Here is a 17,416-nt window from a genome sequence, read left to right as displayed (position 1 = left end):
TGATCAAATCAGGAAAAGGACGTAGCTATCCTACGGAACTTGCCAGCTAGCTTCTAATGGGCATACCTAGCCCTAGGACTTTATTCATCGCCTTGACATTTGCCAACGCCTCACCAACTTGAGCGTTATAACATCTCAAGCTCAATGTTCCGCTAGTCAGTCCTTTATATCGGGACATTGCCGTCTCAGAGATTGAACGGTCGTGATAGCCAGAGTCAGTTTTCCACTGAGCTAACGAATCGCTTTTAAGTGCATCGACCACTTTATTCCGAGGGTGTCCCTCTTCCCAATAACCAGCATTTTTCCGAGGAGGTATGAGAGGTTTGCAACCCTTATTCTGCAATACTTCATGGCACTTTTTCGTGTCGTAAGCACCATCTGCTGATACAGAATGCACTTTTCTACGAAGCGGATTCAGCAATGTTGGGAGAGCTTCACTATCACCGACATTGACGAGGCTGACTTCTGCGCTAATCACATCATGAGTATCAACATCAACGGCCAGATGCAGTTTACGCCAAGTCCGACGTTTTTCTGCTCCATGCTTTTTAACTTTCCATTCACCTTCACCAAAGACTTTCAGACCTGTTGAATCAATAGCAATATGGCGAACTGAGCCTTTAGATTTGTTCTTGTATTGTACCTGAACGGTCTTTGAGCGCTTGCTAATACTGCTGTAGTTTGGGGAGCGCAAAGGGACGTTCATCAAGGCAAAAATGGAGTCGATAAAACCTTGAAGCGCACGTAACGGGAGTGAGAATATCCCTTTAACCATCAAAGCGGTTTCAATAGCAGTATCAGAAAACTGAAAGCCTCTGCCACGTTTTCCATGGTGTCTTTTGCATTGCCACGCTTCAACGGCTGAGTCGTCAATCCAAAACGTTACTGAGCCTCGCTTACACAAGGCTTCATTATACTCACTCCAATTCACTATCTTCTTCTTCGATTTACCCATAACACCACCATGCTTCTACTACATGGGATCAGATCGCAGGATTTAGAAAAGGTTCAACTGATTTAGTCAACAACGCCATATGAAATGCTAAATTAGCATTTAGCGGATAACTTGAAGTATAGCAAAGCCTCTAATGTAGTGGCCCAATTCACTTGGCCACTACAGAAATGCTTCAAGACAATACAAACCACGAGTAAAGTGGTTTGTATAATTGTAACAACTTAGTCATCTAGTCCTTTAACTGGGCTCATTGCGTGATAAACAGTTTTCACACCATCAGTAATGGACAGCGCGTTCAAGTCATCAATGAAGAAGCGACTGGTCATTGTATGTTTACCGCCATTTATGAAGATTTCGACCACCGACTTATCGACATAAAGCTCGATGGTTTGCTTGATGCTCAACCTCGGTGCTTTTCTCACAGAGCCAAACTCTTCCGCGTAAAGTTGAGACATCTTACTGCGATCAAGCATGAACTCAGAACCTGTAGCACTGAACACGATATTCTCACCCGCAGCGTTAGCAAGCGTTAACTCAAACTCGTCCGTTTCCGTTTCAAGCTGAACCATGAAGCCGGTTGTATCCAGTTCAAGAACGCTCTCAACCACGACAGCTTCGCCTTGCAACGCTTTCAATTCAGGTAAAGTCGATTGCACCAGATAGCCATCTTGGATGTGAAGCTCTCGTGGCAACGACAACATGCCCGCCCACTGATGCTCATTAGATGGTGTATCAATCTCAGGCAGACCAATCCAAGCAATCAAAATGCGGCGACCTTTATCATCTAAGTAAGTCTGTGGTGCATAGAAATCGAAGCCATAATCTGGCTGTGCGATATTTTGGTGGTTTTCCAGTTCTACCGAATCTAGATTTAAGCGGTCACCGACAATATAAGCCACCGAGTAGATGTTTTTGAAATCGTATGGGTTTTCGCTAGACACACCTTGTGGAGAAAACAACATCACCGACTGATTGTCTATGTCAAAGAAATCTGGGCATTCCCACATATAGCCAAGGTCGTTGTAACGAGTTTGAATTGGACCTTTGTGCTGCCAATTCATCAAGTCTCGGCTGCGATATAGCGCCATTGAGCCAGTCTCTTGAGGCGTTTGAGCACCCACAACCATCAGATAATCGTTGCCCTGTTTCCACACTTTTGGATCGCGGAAATGTTCGGTGTAGTGATCGTTTTCGATAACCACGCCGTGCTTTTCTATTTTGCCGTCAGCAGACATCTTGGCAAAACATTGAGTTGGCACTCGCAGCCAATTTTCATCGCGCTTGTTACCCGTAAAGAACAACAATGCATTGTCGTTTTCAACCAATGCACCGCCAGAGTAAACACCATGAGAGTCGTAATCTTGGTCTGGGTGTAGGCCAATGCCGTGGTCTTCGAAATGAACGAAGTCTTTGGTAGAAAGGTGGTACCAGTACTTCATACCATGGACTGGGCCAACTGGAGTCCATTGATAAAATAGGTGGTGTTCACCATTAAAGAAACACAGGCCATTCGGATCATTGAGCAGACCAAACTTAGGCGCAATATGGTAGCTCGGATAGCCAGCGTCTTGTTTGCGAAGATTGACCATCGCATCAATGCTGTCTTGTGAAATCTCTTCTATACGACGATATCTTTGCTCTACCGTCCAGTTCGAGTTCAAACTCATACACTCCCCTCTACGGCATTCGTATTTGAAGAGTCTTTTTGAATAAACTGAGTTAGAGCCTCTTGCGTTGGAAGTGCGGTCATCGCGCCTTTTTGCGTGGTTGCCAATGCACCACAACCATTCGCCCATAGGATTGCAGAATCAACGACTTGTTGATTATTCCAATCTTCATGTTGAGAAATCTTTGCAAGTAAACCGCCAACAAAAGCATCGCCTGCGCCTGTAGTATCCACTGGCATCACTGAGCGACCTGAAATCAACACACCTTGGTCTTCAAATACTCGCCAAACGCCTTTCGCGCCCTGTGTAACCAGAACAAGCGTGTTGTTAAGATCTGCAATGTTAGCCAAACCTTGTTCCATCGACGTTGAATCGGTTAAGAAATCCAGTTCTTCTTCTGAGAATTTAACCACATCAGCCAGCTCGACCGCCTTCATGACCACAGACTTAATTTCAGATGGGTTTTGCCACACTTCATCACGAAGGTTTGGATCGAAGCTGATGTAACCGCCCACGGCTTTCATGCGTCGGATCGCTTCAAAGGTGCTGCTTCGGCTTGGTTCATTAGCCAAAGAGATTGAGCAGACGTGTAGCCACTCGTTTTTCTTAAATTCGGGAATATCTTCAACAGACATAAACTGGTCGGCACTTGGCTTAACCATAAACGTAAAACTGCGCTCGCCTTGGTCATCAAGATCAACCACCACGGTTGATGTGCGTTGTTCAGGGTCCTTCACCAAACGCTCGGTATCCACACCTTCCTTTTGCAGAGTCACTTCCATAAAAGTGCCAAACGGATCGTTACCCACTCGGCCGAAAAATGCGCTTTTGCCTAAAAGGCGAGAAATCGCTACCGCGACATTGGCAGGCGCACCGCCCGGACATTTCAATAATGTCGCGTCAGTCTCCGGAATGAGGTCGACGACGGCATCTCCAGTTACCCAAACTTGATTCATCTTTCTTACCTTAAAACTTAAAATCATGACAACCGAAAGCAGTAGCAACCAAAAGCAAGGTGACACTTCATGCTGTCATGTAAAAATATAAAAAGGCTAGCTAAGCCAAATCACCTAGCTAGCACCCCAAAGCTTAGGAAATGAAGTGAAAAGGGGGCTTCACTTCTAGGGATAAACGTTAAGCTGTTGCTTTAATGTTTTGTTTGCTGCTCTCACGCAAACCTAAAACAACGGTCAGAGCAAAGGCAGCCACGAACGCGATAATCATACCTACCACGTAGTAGCCAATTTTTTCTGGCGATATTGAGATGATGCCAGGAATACCCGCGGCACCCAGTGCTTGTGCTTTCACATTGAACATGGTGATAAACGCGCTTGAAACCGCAGCAGCACAAACCGCAGCAATGAATGGGTAGCGAAGCTTCAAGTTCACACCGAACATTGCAGGCTCAGTAATACCAAGCAAACCGGTCACGCCAGAAGGAATCGCGATACCTTTCATTTTCTTATCTTTGCTCATGAAACCAACCGCCAGCGCCGCTGCACCTTGTGACACGTTAGACATCGCCGCGATAGGGAAGATGAACGTACCGCCAGTCGTTGCGATATCCGCAAGCAGCTGAGTTTCAATAGCAATAAAGCTATGATGCATACCAGTAATAACGAACGGCGCATAAATCAAACCAAACACCGCACCACCAATGAAGCCAGCGCTGTTGTATAGCCAGTTAAGACCGTCACCCAGTAGGAAACCGATATCACGTGTAAATGGACCCACAACCGTGAATGTCAGTAGGCCAGTCACGAAAATAGCCAGTAGCGGCGTTAGCAAGTTATCCAGAACCGAAGGAATAACTTTACGTAGGCCAAGCTCAACTTTCGCTAGAATAAATGCAGAAACAAGAACGGGCAGTACTGAACCTTGATAACCCACTTTCTCGATTTCGAAGCCTAGAATGTTCCAAACTGGAATGCTGCCCGACACCGATGCGCCACCGAAACCCCAGCCGTTAAGCAAGTCTGGGTGAACCATCAACATACCTAAAGCCGCGCCAAGGTATGGGTTACCACCAAACTTCTTACTCGCTGAAAATGCTAATAAAATAGGTAAGTACACAAAAGGAGCATTAGCAAATGTATTGATCATGTTTGCTAAATCGGTCAACCCCGGATTAGCGTCGATTAAAGATTTGCCATCAATGAACAAGCCTTGAGCCGTCAATAGGTTGTAGATACCCATCAAAAGACCACCGGCAACAATCGCCGGAATGATTGGTACAAAAATATCAGACAGACCTTTCACTGCGCGTTGCAGGATATTTTGGTTGTCAGCACCTGCAGACGCCACATCGTTGGTCGACATTTCCGTCATTTCAGTCAGCTTAGCCAGCTCAGCATAAACTTGGTTTACGATACCTGAGCCAAAGATGATCTGATATTGACCTGCTACTTTAAACTGGCCCTTAACCCCTTCTAGGTTATCAATCGCCTGTTCATCAATTTTATCTTGGTCTGCAACCGCAAGACGCAGACGAGTCGCACAGTGTGCGAGTGCGGTGATATTACTTTTACCACCTAATAGAGAAAGCAGCTCTTTTGCTATTTTTGGATAATTCATTACATACCCCATTGGATTATCATTTGAGTTTTTGAATTCTTGGGAACGTTTGCAAAACAAATTTTTGCCTAGAAATAACAAATGATCAAAGATAACGGCTCAATACTGTGAGAATGATCTTCAAATTATCTCCCTAGGATAAGAAAACAGGGTTAAAATCTCCTAATAACAGGTAAATTTGATGCTCTGTTTGCAAACAATCCCAAAACTAAAAATACAAATGGATAATGAATAATGGCTAGTCTTCATGATGTCGCTCGTCTCGCTGGAGTTTCCAAGTCGACGGTCTCAAGAGTAATCAACGATGAGTATGGCGTAAAAGACGCAACCAAGGTGAAGGTACGTAAAGCGGTTGAAGAGTGTGGCTATCTCCCAAACCAAGTTGCTAAAGACTTAAAGTCTCAAAAAACCAACCTGGTTGGCGTGATTGTTCCTAGGGTTTCTTCCCACGCAACCTCTCAGGGTGTCGATGGTTTAACCGCCATCTTAGAGCAAGCGGGCAAGCATGTTTTATTAGCGAGCACACACCAAACACACCATAAAGAACTTGAATATATTCAGATATTTAACCAAAAACGCGTTGAAGGTATCATCCTGTACGCGACCCACCTCGACAACAAATTAGTCAAAGCGATTCAAAGCTCTGCTGTGCCGGTAGTATTGGTTGGTCAAGACGGGTCAATGTTTAACATCCCAAGCATTGTGCACGACGACACTCGCGTAGGGTTTGAAGCGGGCAACCGCCTCATAGCGAAAGGTTGTAAGCATATGGGATTCATCGGCGTGCAAGGCGATGATATTGCGGTTGATAAGATGAGATCGGAAGGCTTCGCTCAATCGCTTCAATTTAACGACCTCACACTGCAATTTCACGCCCGTGGCGACTTCACCATAGAGTCAGGTTACCAACTGGCTAAACAGTCTCTAAAAGAGCACACCAAGCTCGATGGCCTGTTCTGCGCAACTGACCGTATCGCAATCGGTGCGATCAGAGCCATTCAGGAAGCTGGACTCATTCCAGGAAAGGATGTCTTGGTACTCGGCGTGGGTGACGATGAACTTGCTTCAGTATGCACACCAACGCTGTCTACGTTTAACTATGCGTTTGATAAAGCGGGAGAAAATGGAGCCAAGCTGCTACTCGACCGTATTGAGAAAAAAGGCTTTGAAATGAGTAAGATGGTGTTGACCTTCACCACTATTGACCGAGAGTCTTGCTAGCAATTTATTTCAAAGATCAGGTTATCCCAAGATAAAAAATGCCAACCTTCGAGTTGAAACGATAAGGTTGGCATTTGATGATGCGACTATCACATCATGATTAACACTCTCTACCTAAACAATATATCAGGTAATTAGAACCAAGTTTCCATCTGCAGTGCAAACAGAACCTCGCCGCCCTCTCCCATCGTTGCAGCATCTGCCTCAGTGCTGATCGAGTAACCATTCAGGTCTTCACTCCAATCCACATAACTCACAGCGAAACGCAGTTCTGGTCGGTCAAAGAAACCAGTGCTGGTTGAAAGCTTGAGTGTTGGTGCAACTGTCGCCTTGTAGAAACCACCGCTCGCTTGCTCTGTCGAGTTGTCTAAATCCATGTACTGTAATGAAACTTCGTAAACCATCTCAAAGTTCTCTGTGAACTCTTGAGCCAATCGAACGTTTAAAGAAGCCCATGTGAATTCGTCATTCTTCTTTAGACGGTCTTGGCTATGCTCTGCCATTAATGCAGGTGCTAAGCGCCAGTTGTCGCCAATGCGAGTGACACCATAGCTAAACAGGCGAACGGCTTTCGCGTCATCCAGTAGATCACCATTTGAACCAATGCCTTTTAGCTCAGCACCTAGGCCGCTACCCATTAACATGCCCGTTTTAGAGAAGCCTTCGCTCAGACCAAAGAAGTTGTCTCCATGGTACGCAAACATTGCGTGTACACCGCTTTCAGCTGCGCCATTTAAGCGGCTATCGTTGTCTGCTGAGGTCATGCCGCTCAACATCACTTGCCATTGCCCAATACGGTTATTCATGGTTGCAATGTAGTTTTCTACATCTGTTGATGAGCTATCAATCTCGCCAAAATCTCGGCCATAAATTGAGAAATTCGCTTTCCAGTTGTCGCTCATCTGAACATCGTAAACGCCCGCACCAGTACCTGATAAGAAGACAATATCCGAATCGAAAAAGTGAATATCAAAGTTGTCGCGATCGAATCGTTTACCCGCCCAAAACGTTGCTTCAGAAAACGCTTCGGATTCAGAGAACATGCTCAGACGGTTCAGTTCTGAATACACTTGTCGTACATTCAACTGGCTTTCACTGGCTGTCCATTCGTTATTTGTTTCAGTACTGTCGGCTAACATGATACGAAACAAGGCACTAGAACCATCATCCGCAAAGCGCTTATGAATCAAATTCGCTTCAACGTAATGATCATCTTCCACACCAAGTCGTCCAATAGGCGCACCAATCGCTCCCGCCGCTGTCATGTAAGGACCAGTACCTGTCGCGCCGTTTAGGTCGTCGTTGATCAATAACCCAGAGCGTGCATAGCCGTGAAACTCAAACGAAGAAGCCTTTTCATTGGCTTCGGTAGAAACCTGCTCCGTTTGTGCAACTCTTTGTTCTAATTCATTAATACGTTGCTCTAATGCTGCAACGTCTTCACTTGCTAATACCGATGTCGTCATTAACCCCATTGTTACAGCAACCGCTAAAGTGTGTAGTTTCATTCTTATGTTCTCACGTTAATTGTTTTGGATTGTATGCAAACGTTCCCAAAATAATTCGTAAGCGCATTTCGGCTTATACTTTTGATGTATAGGCTCTATATCGAAGAAGAAATAGAAATCAGTCGTGTTGATTACTTCACTTTTGTATCTGGGAGGATGATAGCTCGACACCCTCGGGAACGTTACCGAAAATGCGTAATTATGATAACTTCGTCACGCGTGAAAGTGATTAATGGGCGAAAAATAATATATCGTGCACATTGAAGGCTTTTCGAAGGTTTGAGGAAGGAGGTGCGCTCGGACAAAATAAACAACTTCTGACACACACTTTTCAGTATCAAAGACCGGAGCACTGTGACCAACACCTTGTTCAACAAAAAGTTGATTCTCTACACCGTACTTGTCTAATAATTGCTTGAGTAACTCACTTTGATCTAGTGGTACTGGTTTATCTAAATCGCCATGAAGCATGATAAACGGTAGCGAATTTTCAGTGATGTAATATAGGCTTCAAGTTCGCGAACAGACTAAACTCTTAAGCTACATTTGCTTGCTGCATTTGTATAGCACTAATTAGACGTCCAACAGCCGGTTTACCCTAGCATGACGCAGCCTCTATAAGTGCGTTATTTCAAGGGGGAATTCGGATAACTTTTAGTCGGGCAAGTTCATATTAACAAGGTATAAATGAGTATTTACTCTGAATGTCTTTGGGGCAAAGGCGAATTACGACATTCGCTGAAACGTCTCTGTCGGATAGACGGCACCTGTTACCAGGTGCCACCCTCCTCAGAACCGTACGTGCAACTTTCACTGCATACGGCTCAAGCCTCCACAAAGGCACCGTTAAGCACCCAGTAACAAAATTACCTTTGCGATACACACTCAAAGCTTTAAAACTGCCCCAATGACCACTTAACGAATAAGAAACCACGGTTCGTTGTCAGAAGACGCACTGATTTCATTCGAAATCATCATTTGCTTTTCTTCTTTAATAAAGTTCTTCAAGCTATCTCGCAACGGGAGACCAGTTAGAAGTCAGCTCGCTTTCGCGCCAGATATAAACCTGTATCTACTTCATTACAAAGTAGCATTCGCTTTTTCTAACCTCCTTTACCTGCACACCTATCGGCAACCTTCACAGGTTGCTTTCCCATAGGGAGATATACAGGCTTACCCTGTTCCGTATGTCGCGTAAAATGTCAACTTAGATGCCCACAATGGTGCGGAGAGTGCAATGACCACGAAAGAGTATTGTCCAATCTCTTTCCGACTCTCGTTGCCTTTTGGCTACAGCGTATTAACCACTTCCGCTGCTTCATCGTATAACGCGCCTTAAATGGATTCACATTACATTCATCATATTGACCCCCTAGCACTCACCCAACTTGTGGTTGTCAGGAGAAACGTCCTCTCACGATTCCGTTCCCGCTCAGTTTAACGACCAAGCTTCGTTACATTGTCAGAGCCGCTGCTTTATTCAGGCTCCTAGGGGCATCTGGTGGTACAGATGGTTCACTCTTCGTGGTGAACAACGCTTCATACGACTTCAGGTCGCACGGACAATAACAAGTTAGGAGCAGTCATAAACTGCAGTCTCATTCGAAGCGATTAAAAAAGCACTTCTAAACGAGATGTTAGAAGTGCTAATTATTGAGTAAATTTAATAAACTTCTTATACCCAGACTTGATCAAATACTCGGTACATGTTGCCACCTAAGAACTTGCTGCAGTCTTCTTCTGAGTATCCATTTTCAAGCATGGTATCAATTAGAGCTGCAACAATTTGATATGGTGCTGGGGTAGGAAACCCTTTTGCTCCTACAGCGGCACTATAGCCACCATCAGGGAATACGTTCTGCCCCATTGGTGTTTGAATAATAGACGCTGTAAAATTGATGTTCGGGATATAGTCTGAACCGAAGCCAACGTGGTCTATACCGACTAAGTTGACCATATAATCAATATGTCGAAATAATTGTTCAGTCGTCAATATATCTGGGTTAGATGTATCCATAAAGGCAGCCACCATATTTATTGAGCAAACCCCACCGGTTGCCGCAACACCTTTAATCACAGCGTCAGAAAGGCTTCTCTGATAATCGGCAATGGCTTTCGCACCTGAATGCGAAGAAATGACAGGTTGGCTACTGCGTTCAATCGCATCTAAGGAGGTTCGTTCGCCAGTATGGCTTACATCAACAGGCATACCGTATCGGTTATAAGCGTCGACAAGTTTTTTTCCATATTCAGTTAGACCACGGTTCTCAATTTCGAAGCAGCCATCACCCACATCATTACGTTGATTATATGCCAATAAACAGTAACCATAGCCCATCTCACGCCATAGTCCTACGCGATCAACATCACCACCAAATATTTGAGTACCTTGGTGAGTGAAGTAAATACCCAATTTGTTTTGTTTTACCGCTTCATCAATATCTTTGGTAGTGCGGATCATCATATAGTCGTCTGGGCGTTCTTTCATTTTGCTTAGGTAGAACTGAGCGCCTTTCATAATGCCTTCAACCGAGGCATCTAACGAGTCTGCGGAAGGACATGCTGCTAGTACCTTGAATCCAGCGGCTTTGCACTTGTCCATTTCATCATGGAATTCTGGTGCTTCAGGTGAAGACCATTGAGAGGGCCAAAGACCGGAAAAAAGGCTGTCAATAGCCATAGAATCTCGAACAATTTTTTTTGCACGTTCAGATGCAGGATATTTGTGTGTTCGTTGAGGGATTTTTGAATAATCTTTTATTTCAAATTCTGGTAATTTTGGTGCACCTGACTTTGTCGCTTTATCATTACTTGGTTCGATTTCAGATTTGTTGTCCATATTTGAAATTTTCCTTAACAGTGTTAGCTTCTATAAAATATAAATTTGACCCAGTCCGCGACAGCATTCTCTTTCTGCATAGATCGGGCTAAGTCCTCCTTTATGTTTTTGGCGATCTCTCGATCGGTCAGTTGGTGGCAAAGTAGTCGTAGAGCGTCCGCGCAACTTCGGCGACCGCACGGTCGCGGTCGGCCATCGGCGTGTCGCTCGACGCCGTGTAGATCGCGATGGCAAAACGGCGACCGTCTGGAAGCGTGACATAGCCGACGTCGTTCGCGACCCCGGTGGCGGTTCCTGTCTTGTGCGCCACGGGAGTGCCGCGCGGCAGAAGCCCCTTGATCCGGCCAGCGCCCGTTCGCGTGCGCGACATGCTCGCGATGAGGAAGTCGCGAGAATCTTCGCTGATCGCAGTTGCGCTGTCGATTTTCATGAGAAGGTCAAGCATCGCGAAGGGGGTGGACTGATCGCGCGGATCCGCCTCGTACTTCGGGTTTTTCGGAAACATAACGAGCTGCGTGACCATCTCGGGATTACTCTGCATGAATTCCTCAACCGCAGCCACGGTTGCCGGACTATCCATGCCGAGCACGTCCCTGAAAAGATCCTTTATATTCCGATCGATGCGCATATCCTTGATCCCGAGCTTCCGCATTGCGTCAGTGATCGCCTTGGGTCCGCCGGCGAGCGAGATAACGAAGTCCGCCGCGGTGTTGTCACTCATCGTGATCATTGGCTCGATCAGATTGGCGACCGAAAGCTGCAGACCGGGGTGCACGAAATTCTCGGCAATCACATTGTCGCCAGCAACCATGTCGTCAAGATGCAGCTCCACCATGTCATCAAGTTTGACCTCACCCGCTTCTACCCTTTTGAGTAAGGTTACCGCGGCGGGCACCTTGTAGGTACTCGCCATCGGGAAAGTCATGTCTCCGTTATATGCAATGATCTTATCGCTGCCGATGAGCTGGGCGGCGAAGCCCACCCGCCCGACCAAAGGAGCGGTAATTGCCTCGACCTGCTTTGGTTGAATGCTTATAAAAATTCTCTTCATGTTACTAACCCTCGATTTGGTTGCCGGCAGTGTGTTTCGGTCTTGAATCCCCCAGAAAAGCGAGTCTTTAGCAGACGGAACGTTGCCTGATCGATCCTGAGCAGGCTCTGCGAATTCACTACCTTCCAGGTGCGTGTGCCGGTCATGAAACTTTGTCCCCAGGCCTCCACGGATACGGGCTCGAAAGTCGTTATCATGACACAACAAAAGTGGGGCATTAAGTATGAGCGCATTGGCGAAAACCTCATCAAAACCTATCTGTGCTTCAGTAGGTGTCTCGGAACTGAGGTGAAGGCGGTTATGTACAGCGGTAAGACGTCCGTAACGAGAGGCAACTCGTTGTGCTTCAAACTGCTCATAAGTTGTTAAACCTTGTGCCATATAAGCGGCGCCTACACCAATTGCCCCTTCTCTTAAACCATTATCTAGAAGTTTCATTATCTCGTTGACCTGATCCACATTACTGCGGGTAACAGACCAGCCCTGCGTACCGTCTTTTGCGGTCTTATTAATATAGATCTTGCGTTACTACACGAGAATTGGATCACTTAATAGCGTTAAAATGTAACTCTATGAGAGGTGTTTATGAGCAAAGGCAAACGGTATCCAGCCATTCAAGTCTTGATGGGTACACTCCTAGTTAAGATCAAGTAACTCACAATTTCAAGTTACATAGTGTTCGACCATGTCTTGAACTAGGTAAGTGCTGCAATGCTCTTCCCATTTATCCTCATTAGCAGCCTCGATAGCACTGGCAACTGCTTCTTGCCGATGCTGTTGAGGGTCAACACCCTTTACCCTCATTAACTTATATTCTGTAATCTCTTCACACGCCTCAGCTAACGGCATTAATGGATTGTAGTGGTCAAGTAAATTTGGCCACGGTTTAGTAGCCGATTTTATATTTTCTCTCAGCTGCGTTCGGACTTAATCCATTGTTATGACTATGCGGCCTGGTTTTACTGTAATAGCCAACAATGTAATCCGTTATTGAGTGTTTCGCTTCGGTAAAATTACAACTGTCTAGGGTCAGGTCTTGCCTTTTGCCACTCATTACTTTTGGTATGTCAAAGCTAACAAAGCACCATTATTTGAACTTTGAGGCGCAACTCATTTCGGGGCAAAAGTGAGTTTGCTAGGGTAAAAGCAAGGAATAGCCGAGGGCAGACATTAGCCTTTAGGTTTTATATCAAAACTCGACATATGAAGCCTTAGAACCAGTACAAAAGCCCTCATTCAATTCACTTTTTCCATCAAAACTCTTTTTGTGCTGTCCTATCTGGGCAACGCACAGCCTTCATTCCCACTGCCCCAACACTTTATTTAAAAGCTGCTCCAATTGCTGTTTTTCTTCTGCCGTTAAAACATCTAATTGGCGCTGCTCCTGTTGGTGCAATGTAAGCGCCACCTGTTCGATGAGTTTGCGTCCAGTAACGGTCAATTTAACCAGTTTGCTGCGTCCATCCTGCGGATTTTCCAGTCGCTCAACTAAACCTGCTTTTTCAACGCGACTGAGGACTTTAGTTAGCCCGCCAGAACTGAATAGCATTGAGCGATACAAATCGGTAGGTGATAAACAATAGGGTTCACCGCTGCGTCTTAAAGTCATCAATATGCCGAAGTCTGCTTTTTGCAGATCATGTACAGCAATGATGTCTCCTAAGTCATCATCTAAATGGCTGTGTATTCGATGAATCATAAGGATCGTAGGCCTAAAGTTATCGAACGCCTCCGGCCAGTTGGCTCTTCCAAGCTTTAAAATTGTTTCTAGGCTTTCTTGTTTAGACATACTCGCCAACTCATTGTGATTGCTAATGATTGAAATATATCTTGCCAGGAAGATAATATCCACTTATTATCTTTCTGGAAAGATAAATGAGGTTTTAATGAAGAATTCTATTAGCCGCAGTCTCGTTGTGCTCCTTGCCGCGGTTTTTGCGATGACGCCGTTTGCAATTGATAGCTACCTACCTGCTATCCCCAGTATTGCCAACGAACTGAATGTCGATACAGCGATGATTTCAATTACGGTCAGTATCTATATCTTCGGTCTAGCCATTGGTCAGTTAATTGGCGGACCGCTATCAGACAAATTTGGCCGAATGAAGGTAATGGTTGCAGGCTTAGTGCTATTTGCATTTTGTAGCCTCATGCTTGCATTATCAGCAAGTGTTCATAGTTTCTGGTTTTGGCGTATATTGCAGTCTTTAGGTGGAGGCATTGCCGTCGTTGGCGTTCCTGCAACGATCCGAGATAACACCGAAGGCAGTGAGTCAGCAAAACTGTTCGCGCTGATCGCGTTGATCAGCATGATCGCCCCTTCAATAGCGCCTTCCGTGGGTACGGCGATTATGAACCTGCTAGGTTGGCACTGGATATTTATAATTTCTGGCACTTTGGCTTTAGTGGTCGCCTTTGTTGCTACTCGCGTTTTACCTAAAGCCAAAAAACGTGCATCAACCACCACTCCCGTTCGTTACAAACATGTGTTTACAGAGTCTAAAGCACTGGGCTACATGGTCTCACAAAGCTTTAGTTTTTCTGTATTGATGACATTTATTGCAAACGGTGCGTTTGCTTACATGATTCATTTTGGCGTGACCCCAGAGATGTTCTCTGCACTTTTCCTAGTAAACGTCATAGGTGTTGCTATTGTGAATCGAATCAACTCATTCCTATTGAGCTATCATTCACCTGAAACACTATTGGTTAAATTTATTGGTCTTCAGGTACTTGGCACAACACTATTAGTTACCTCACAACTCGTTGCACCCAATAACTTATGGTTTGCGGTGGTCGGCTTTGTTGTCAGCGTTTCCGCCAATGGCGGCATCATGGCAAACTCAAATGCCAGCTTCCTGAAGCATTTTGGACAAGGGGCTGGTGTCGCTTCTGCAGCGCTTGGGGCCACACAGTTTTTTACCGCCGCAAGCATTAGCGCACTCGCAGCCTTATTAAGTAAAGACTCTTTGTGGCCTATTGTCGGTATCATGCTTTGTGCGTCACTCATTTCATTATTTGGCGCGATCAAGGCCAACAATCACAATGGTGTCTATCGAGTGCCGTTACAAAGTGAAACCTAAGGTAATTTTTTAAAAACAAAGGGGTGCACACAGTGCTCCCCTTTTTAACGCATTTTGTTATTTCAAAGATTAAGCCTTTACCATTAGGGTGAAGTAGGTATATACCTAATCTATGTTATTCAAAATAAAGACAATTTAATGACGCTCAAAGAGATCCTGCAAATCCGTAACGTTCGTTACTTCTTAATGTTTCGCTGCAGCTACTTTGCGCGCTTTTACTATCCTATCTTTACTCTACTCTTCCTAGATTACGGCTTAACCCTATCCCAATTTGCAATGCTTAACGTGGTATGGGCCGCGACCATCGTTCTCGCAGAGGTCCCATCAGGAGCGTTTGCCGATACCCTGGGACGCAAAAAGTTAGTGGTACTCTCTTCTGTGATCATGTTTATTGAGATCGCCATGATCGCGGTGGTTCCTACTGACAATGCCAATTTGGTATTCGTTGTGTTTTTGATTAACCGAATTCTAAGTGGTTTGGCTATGGCGCTAGCCAGTGGTGCCGATGAAGCCTTGGCTTATGACACCTTAAAGGAGCAAGGTAAAGAGGAAGCGTGGCCGCAAGTGCTGCAAATACAACTTCGTATTGCTTCTAGTGTTGGCATTTTTGTTACCCTGATCGGTGCGGCTATGTATGATGTGAATTTTATGACTCATATCTATCAGTTTATTGGGCTCTCAGCACCTGAAACCACCCAAGACATCATGCGAATTCCAGTATTTGCGACTCTATTGGTGGCGATAGTTGCCATTTATGCAGCCATAAATATGCAGGAAGACCGCGATACACTGCCCAAGCATGACAGTAAACTTGCTACCTCAATAGCAAGTCTAAGACTGACACTAAACACAGGAAAGTGGGTGCTTTCGACACCGTATGTACTGTTTATATTGCTCTACTACAGCCTGTTTGAGCATACTTCTCGCATGTTCTTAACCATGAATAGCCAGTATTATCGCGCTATTGATATCCCTATTATCTATTTTGGCTTGATTGGTGCTGGAGTCAGCGTACTTAAAATACTATTAGCTGGGCAAAGTCGAAGACTAGCAGAGAGCACAGAACCAAAAATCTTCCTTGCCGTTGCGGGTGTAGCCACCATAGCAACCTACTATTGGATCAGCTTAGGCTGGTCAATATATGGGGTTATCCCCGTACTCCTTTTGATTTTCATCATCATGACGATGAACATATTCATCAGTTACCACCTTAATAGAAAGACAGAATCCCACAACAGAGCGACGGTATTAAGCTTTAAGGGGCTGATGTTTAATCTAGGTTACGGCTCAATAGGTGTTTTATATGCGTACTACTATAAATTGGTGTCTCAAAACTACACCGAACAACAAATAGAACAGCACCTAGACTTTCTAGCCTCACTGTCTTCATTTTGTTACTACTTTGCGTTTTTGTTCATTTCAGTCAGCGCCGCTTTCTATGTCAAAAACAAACAGAAAACGATTTTCTAACCGATACTGATCAAGACAATTAATCTGTTTAGCAATGGCTTCACTAAAGGCCAGTGATCGACATACAAAACCAGGTCGTAAGCAAAGCAATAGAGGCAACGAATCAATGGTAGGAAGTGAACATGGATAACCGCCTGAGCGTTATGGACTTTCTTAAGGTGTTTGACTGCATTCGTTCCACTGGAACAAAGCAAGATCATCAATATGTGTTGGCGGAGATGTGCGCATGGCACGATTATGACGGTTACACCTGTTGGTTAGGCTTCAAAGACGTCACTGTGACCCTGATGTTTCATGGATCATTGAAGGTCGAATACGACAAACCATCTAGTTATGCAGAGTTTCTTAATCGTTGCTTAGCACTGACCGCCAGCAAGCCATTACAATGATGCAGGTTATAAGCTCGAACACATCCTCCACCAGCGTTGCCTGCCGTTTCACACAAATGCTTCGCCTATGGACCTTGCTGACTGCTTCTCTTTTGTTTAGTCATTTTGTCGCAGCTTCAGAGGAAACTATGATTGATTTTACCCAACCCAATGAGTATCAACAGTGGCAGGCAGTCAACGACAATGTAATGGGTGGCATCTCACAAGGACGCTTCACCTTTGATGGCAATCATAGCCTTTTTGAGGGAGAACTATCGTTAGCCAACAATGGCGGTTTCAGCTCAATCAACCGCTCTATAGCGCCATTATCGCCGAATAAAGATCAAGTAGAACTCTCCTTCATTGGCGACGGACGAACCTATCAACTCCGACTCTCAACATGGAAAAACGGCGATCGAATTACCTACAAGCATGAATTTTCCACCACAAATGGAACGGAGCAAACTATGGTATTTCAGTTAGACGATTTCCAAGCAGTATTCAGGGGTAGACTGATAATGGGAGCGCCTACCCTTGTTGCACAAGATATTGAACAGATAGGCTTTTTAATTGCAGACAAGAAAGAGGGGCCTTTCTCTCTAAAGCTCCTGAAAATGCAATTTACATCCAGTGATATAATCCACTGATACTCATACAATTACAGACAAAATAGGCACTTT

The 17,416-nt window shown here is 45.0% G+C and carries 14 protein-coding genes; 5 read left to right on the top strand and 9 right to left on the bottom strand.

The features are described 5' to 3' along the window. Nucleotides 1–46: 46 nt before the first annotated feature. The 4 genes from A6E01_RS15710 to A6E01_RS15695 all read right to left on the bottom strand — a co-directional run bounded on the left by A6E01_RS15710 (nucleotide 47) and on the right by A6E01_RS15695 (nucleotide 5,196). Entirely contained in the window at nucleotides 47–955 is a 909-nt protein-coding gene (locus A6E01_RS15710) for an IS5 family transposase (RefSeq protein ID WP_017027019.1), read from the bottom strand. 221 nt (nucleotides 956–1,176) lie between these two features. Next, entirely contained in the window at nucleotides 1,177–2,622 is a 1,446-nt protein-coding gene (locus A6E01_RS15705; protein WP_065210670.1) for a sucrose-6-phosphate hydrolase, read from the bottom strand. After that, nucleotides 2,619–3,578 carry an aminoimidazole riboside kinase gene (locus A6E01_RS15700; protein ID WP_065210669.1) on the bottom strand — a complete coding sequence of 320 codons (960 nt, stop codon included), beginning with the start codon at nucleotides 3,576–3,578 and terminating at the stop codon, nucleotides 2,619–2,621. The genes A6E01_RS15705 and A6E01_RS15700 overlap by 4 nt, the downstream gene beginning before the upstream one ends. Before the next feature lie 178 nt (nucleotides 3,579–3,756). Further along, nucleotides 3,757–5,196, bottom strand: a complete 1,440-nt coding sequence (locus A6E01_RS15695) for a sucrose-specific PTS transporter subunit IIBC (protein ID WP_065210668.1) — start codon at nucleotides 5,194–5,196, stop codon at nucleotides 3,757–3,759. Nucleotides 5,197–5,430: 234 nt separating this feature from the next. Here A6E01_RS15695 and A6E01_RS15690 point away from each other — a divergent pair, with 234 nt between their 5' ends. Further along, entirely contained in the window at nucleotides 5,431–6,417 is a 987-nt protein-coding gene (locus A6E01_RS15690; protein WP_065210667.1) for a LacI family DNA-binding transcriptional regulator, read from the top strand. A gap of 134 nt (nucleotides 6,418–6,551) precedes the next feature. On the opposite strand, the gene A6E01_RS15685 is transcribed toward A6E01_RS15690, so the two are convergent. The 5 genes from A6E01_RS15685 to A6E01_RS15665 all read right to left on the bottom strand — a co-directional run bounded on the left by A6E01_RS15685 (nucleotide 6,552) and on the right by A6E01_RS15665 (nucleotide 13,604). Next, complete coding sequence (locus tag A6E01_RS15685) at nucleotides 6,552–7,925, bottom strand: carbohydrate porin (protein WP_065210666.1); 1,374 nt, start codon at nucleotides 7,923–7,925, stop codon at nucleotides 6,552–6,554. 1,675 nt (nucleotides 7,926–9,600) lie between these two features. Beyond that, nucleotides 9,601–10,764, bottom strand: coding sequence for a dipeptidase (locus A6E01_RS15675; protein ID WP_017029485.1), 1,164 nt, complete (start codon nucleotides 10,762–10,764; stop codon nucleotides 9,601–9,603). A gap of 127 nt (nucleotides 10,765–10,891) precedes the next feature. Then, nucleotides 10,892–12,253, bottom strand: a complete 1,362-nt coding sequence (bla, locus tag A6E01_RS15670) for a class A beta-lactamase (protein WP_198598458.1) — start codon at nucleotides 12,251–12,253, stop codon at nucleotides 10,892–10,894. Between the two features lie 225 nt (nucleotides 12,254–12,478). Further along, nucleotides 12,479–12,664: a hypothetical protein gene (locus A6E01_RS21310; RefSeq protein WP_026026117.1), complete on the bottom strand. Its 186-nt coding sequence runs from the start codon at nucleotides 12,662–12,664 to the stop codon at nucleotides 12,479–12,481. Nucleotides 12,665–13,112: 448 nt separating this feature from the next. Further along, entirely contained in the window at nucleotides 13,113–13,604 is a 492-nt protein-coding gene (locus tag A6E01_RS15665) for a MarR family winged helix-turn-helix transcriptional regulator (protein WP_065211022.1), read from the bottom strand. A gap of 97 nt (nucleotides 13,605–13,701) precedes the next feature. Between A6E01_RS15665 and A6E01_RS15660 the strand changes: the two genes are divergently transcribed. The 4 genes from A6E01_RS15660 (at nucleotide 13,702) to A6E01_RS15645 (ending at nucleotide 17,383) form a co-directional block, all read left to right on the top strand. Next, nucleotides 13,702–14,898, top strand: coding sequence for a multidrug effflux MFS transporter (locus tag A6E01_RS15660; RefSeq protein WP_065210664.1), 1,197 nt, complete (start codon nucleotides 13,702–13,704; stop codon nucleotides 14,896–14,898). Between the two features lie 138 nt (nucleotides 14,899–15,036). Beyond that, nucleotides 15,037–16,368 carry an MFS transporter gene (locus A6E01_RS15655; RefSeq protein WP_065210663.1) on the top strand — a complete coding sequence of 444 codons (1,332 nt, stop codon included), beginning with the start codon at nucleotides 15,037–15,039 and terminating at the stop codon, nucleotides 16,366–16,368. Between the two features lie 122 nt (nucleotides 16,369–16,490). After that, nucleotides 16,491–16,757 (top strand): DUF3081 domain-containing protein, encoded by a 267-nt coding sequence (locus tag A6E01_RS15650; RefSeq protein ID WP_017028156.1) that lies wholly within the window; start codon nucleotides 16,491–16,493, stop codon nucleotides 16,755–16,757. 128 nt (nucleotides 16,758–16,885) lie between these two features. Beyond that, nucleotides 16,886–17,383: a CIA30 family protein gene (locus A6E01_RS15645; protein WP_017028155.1), complete on the top strand. Its 498-nt coding sequence runs from the start codon at nucleotides 16,886–16,888 to the stop codon at nucleotides 17,381–17,383. The last annotated feature ends 33 nt before the right edge of the window (nucleotides 17,384–17,416 follow it).

Origin of the sequence: Vibrio breoganii (assembly GCF_001677275.1) — a bacterium.
Taxonomy (GTDB): Bacteria; Pseudomonadota; Gammaproteobacteria; order Enterobacterales; family Vibrionaceae; genus Vibrio; species Vibrio breoganii.
The sequence above is the reverse complement of the archived record's forward strand: the minus strand, read 5'-3'. Positions and strand labels throughout refer to the sequence as shown.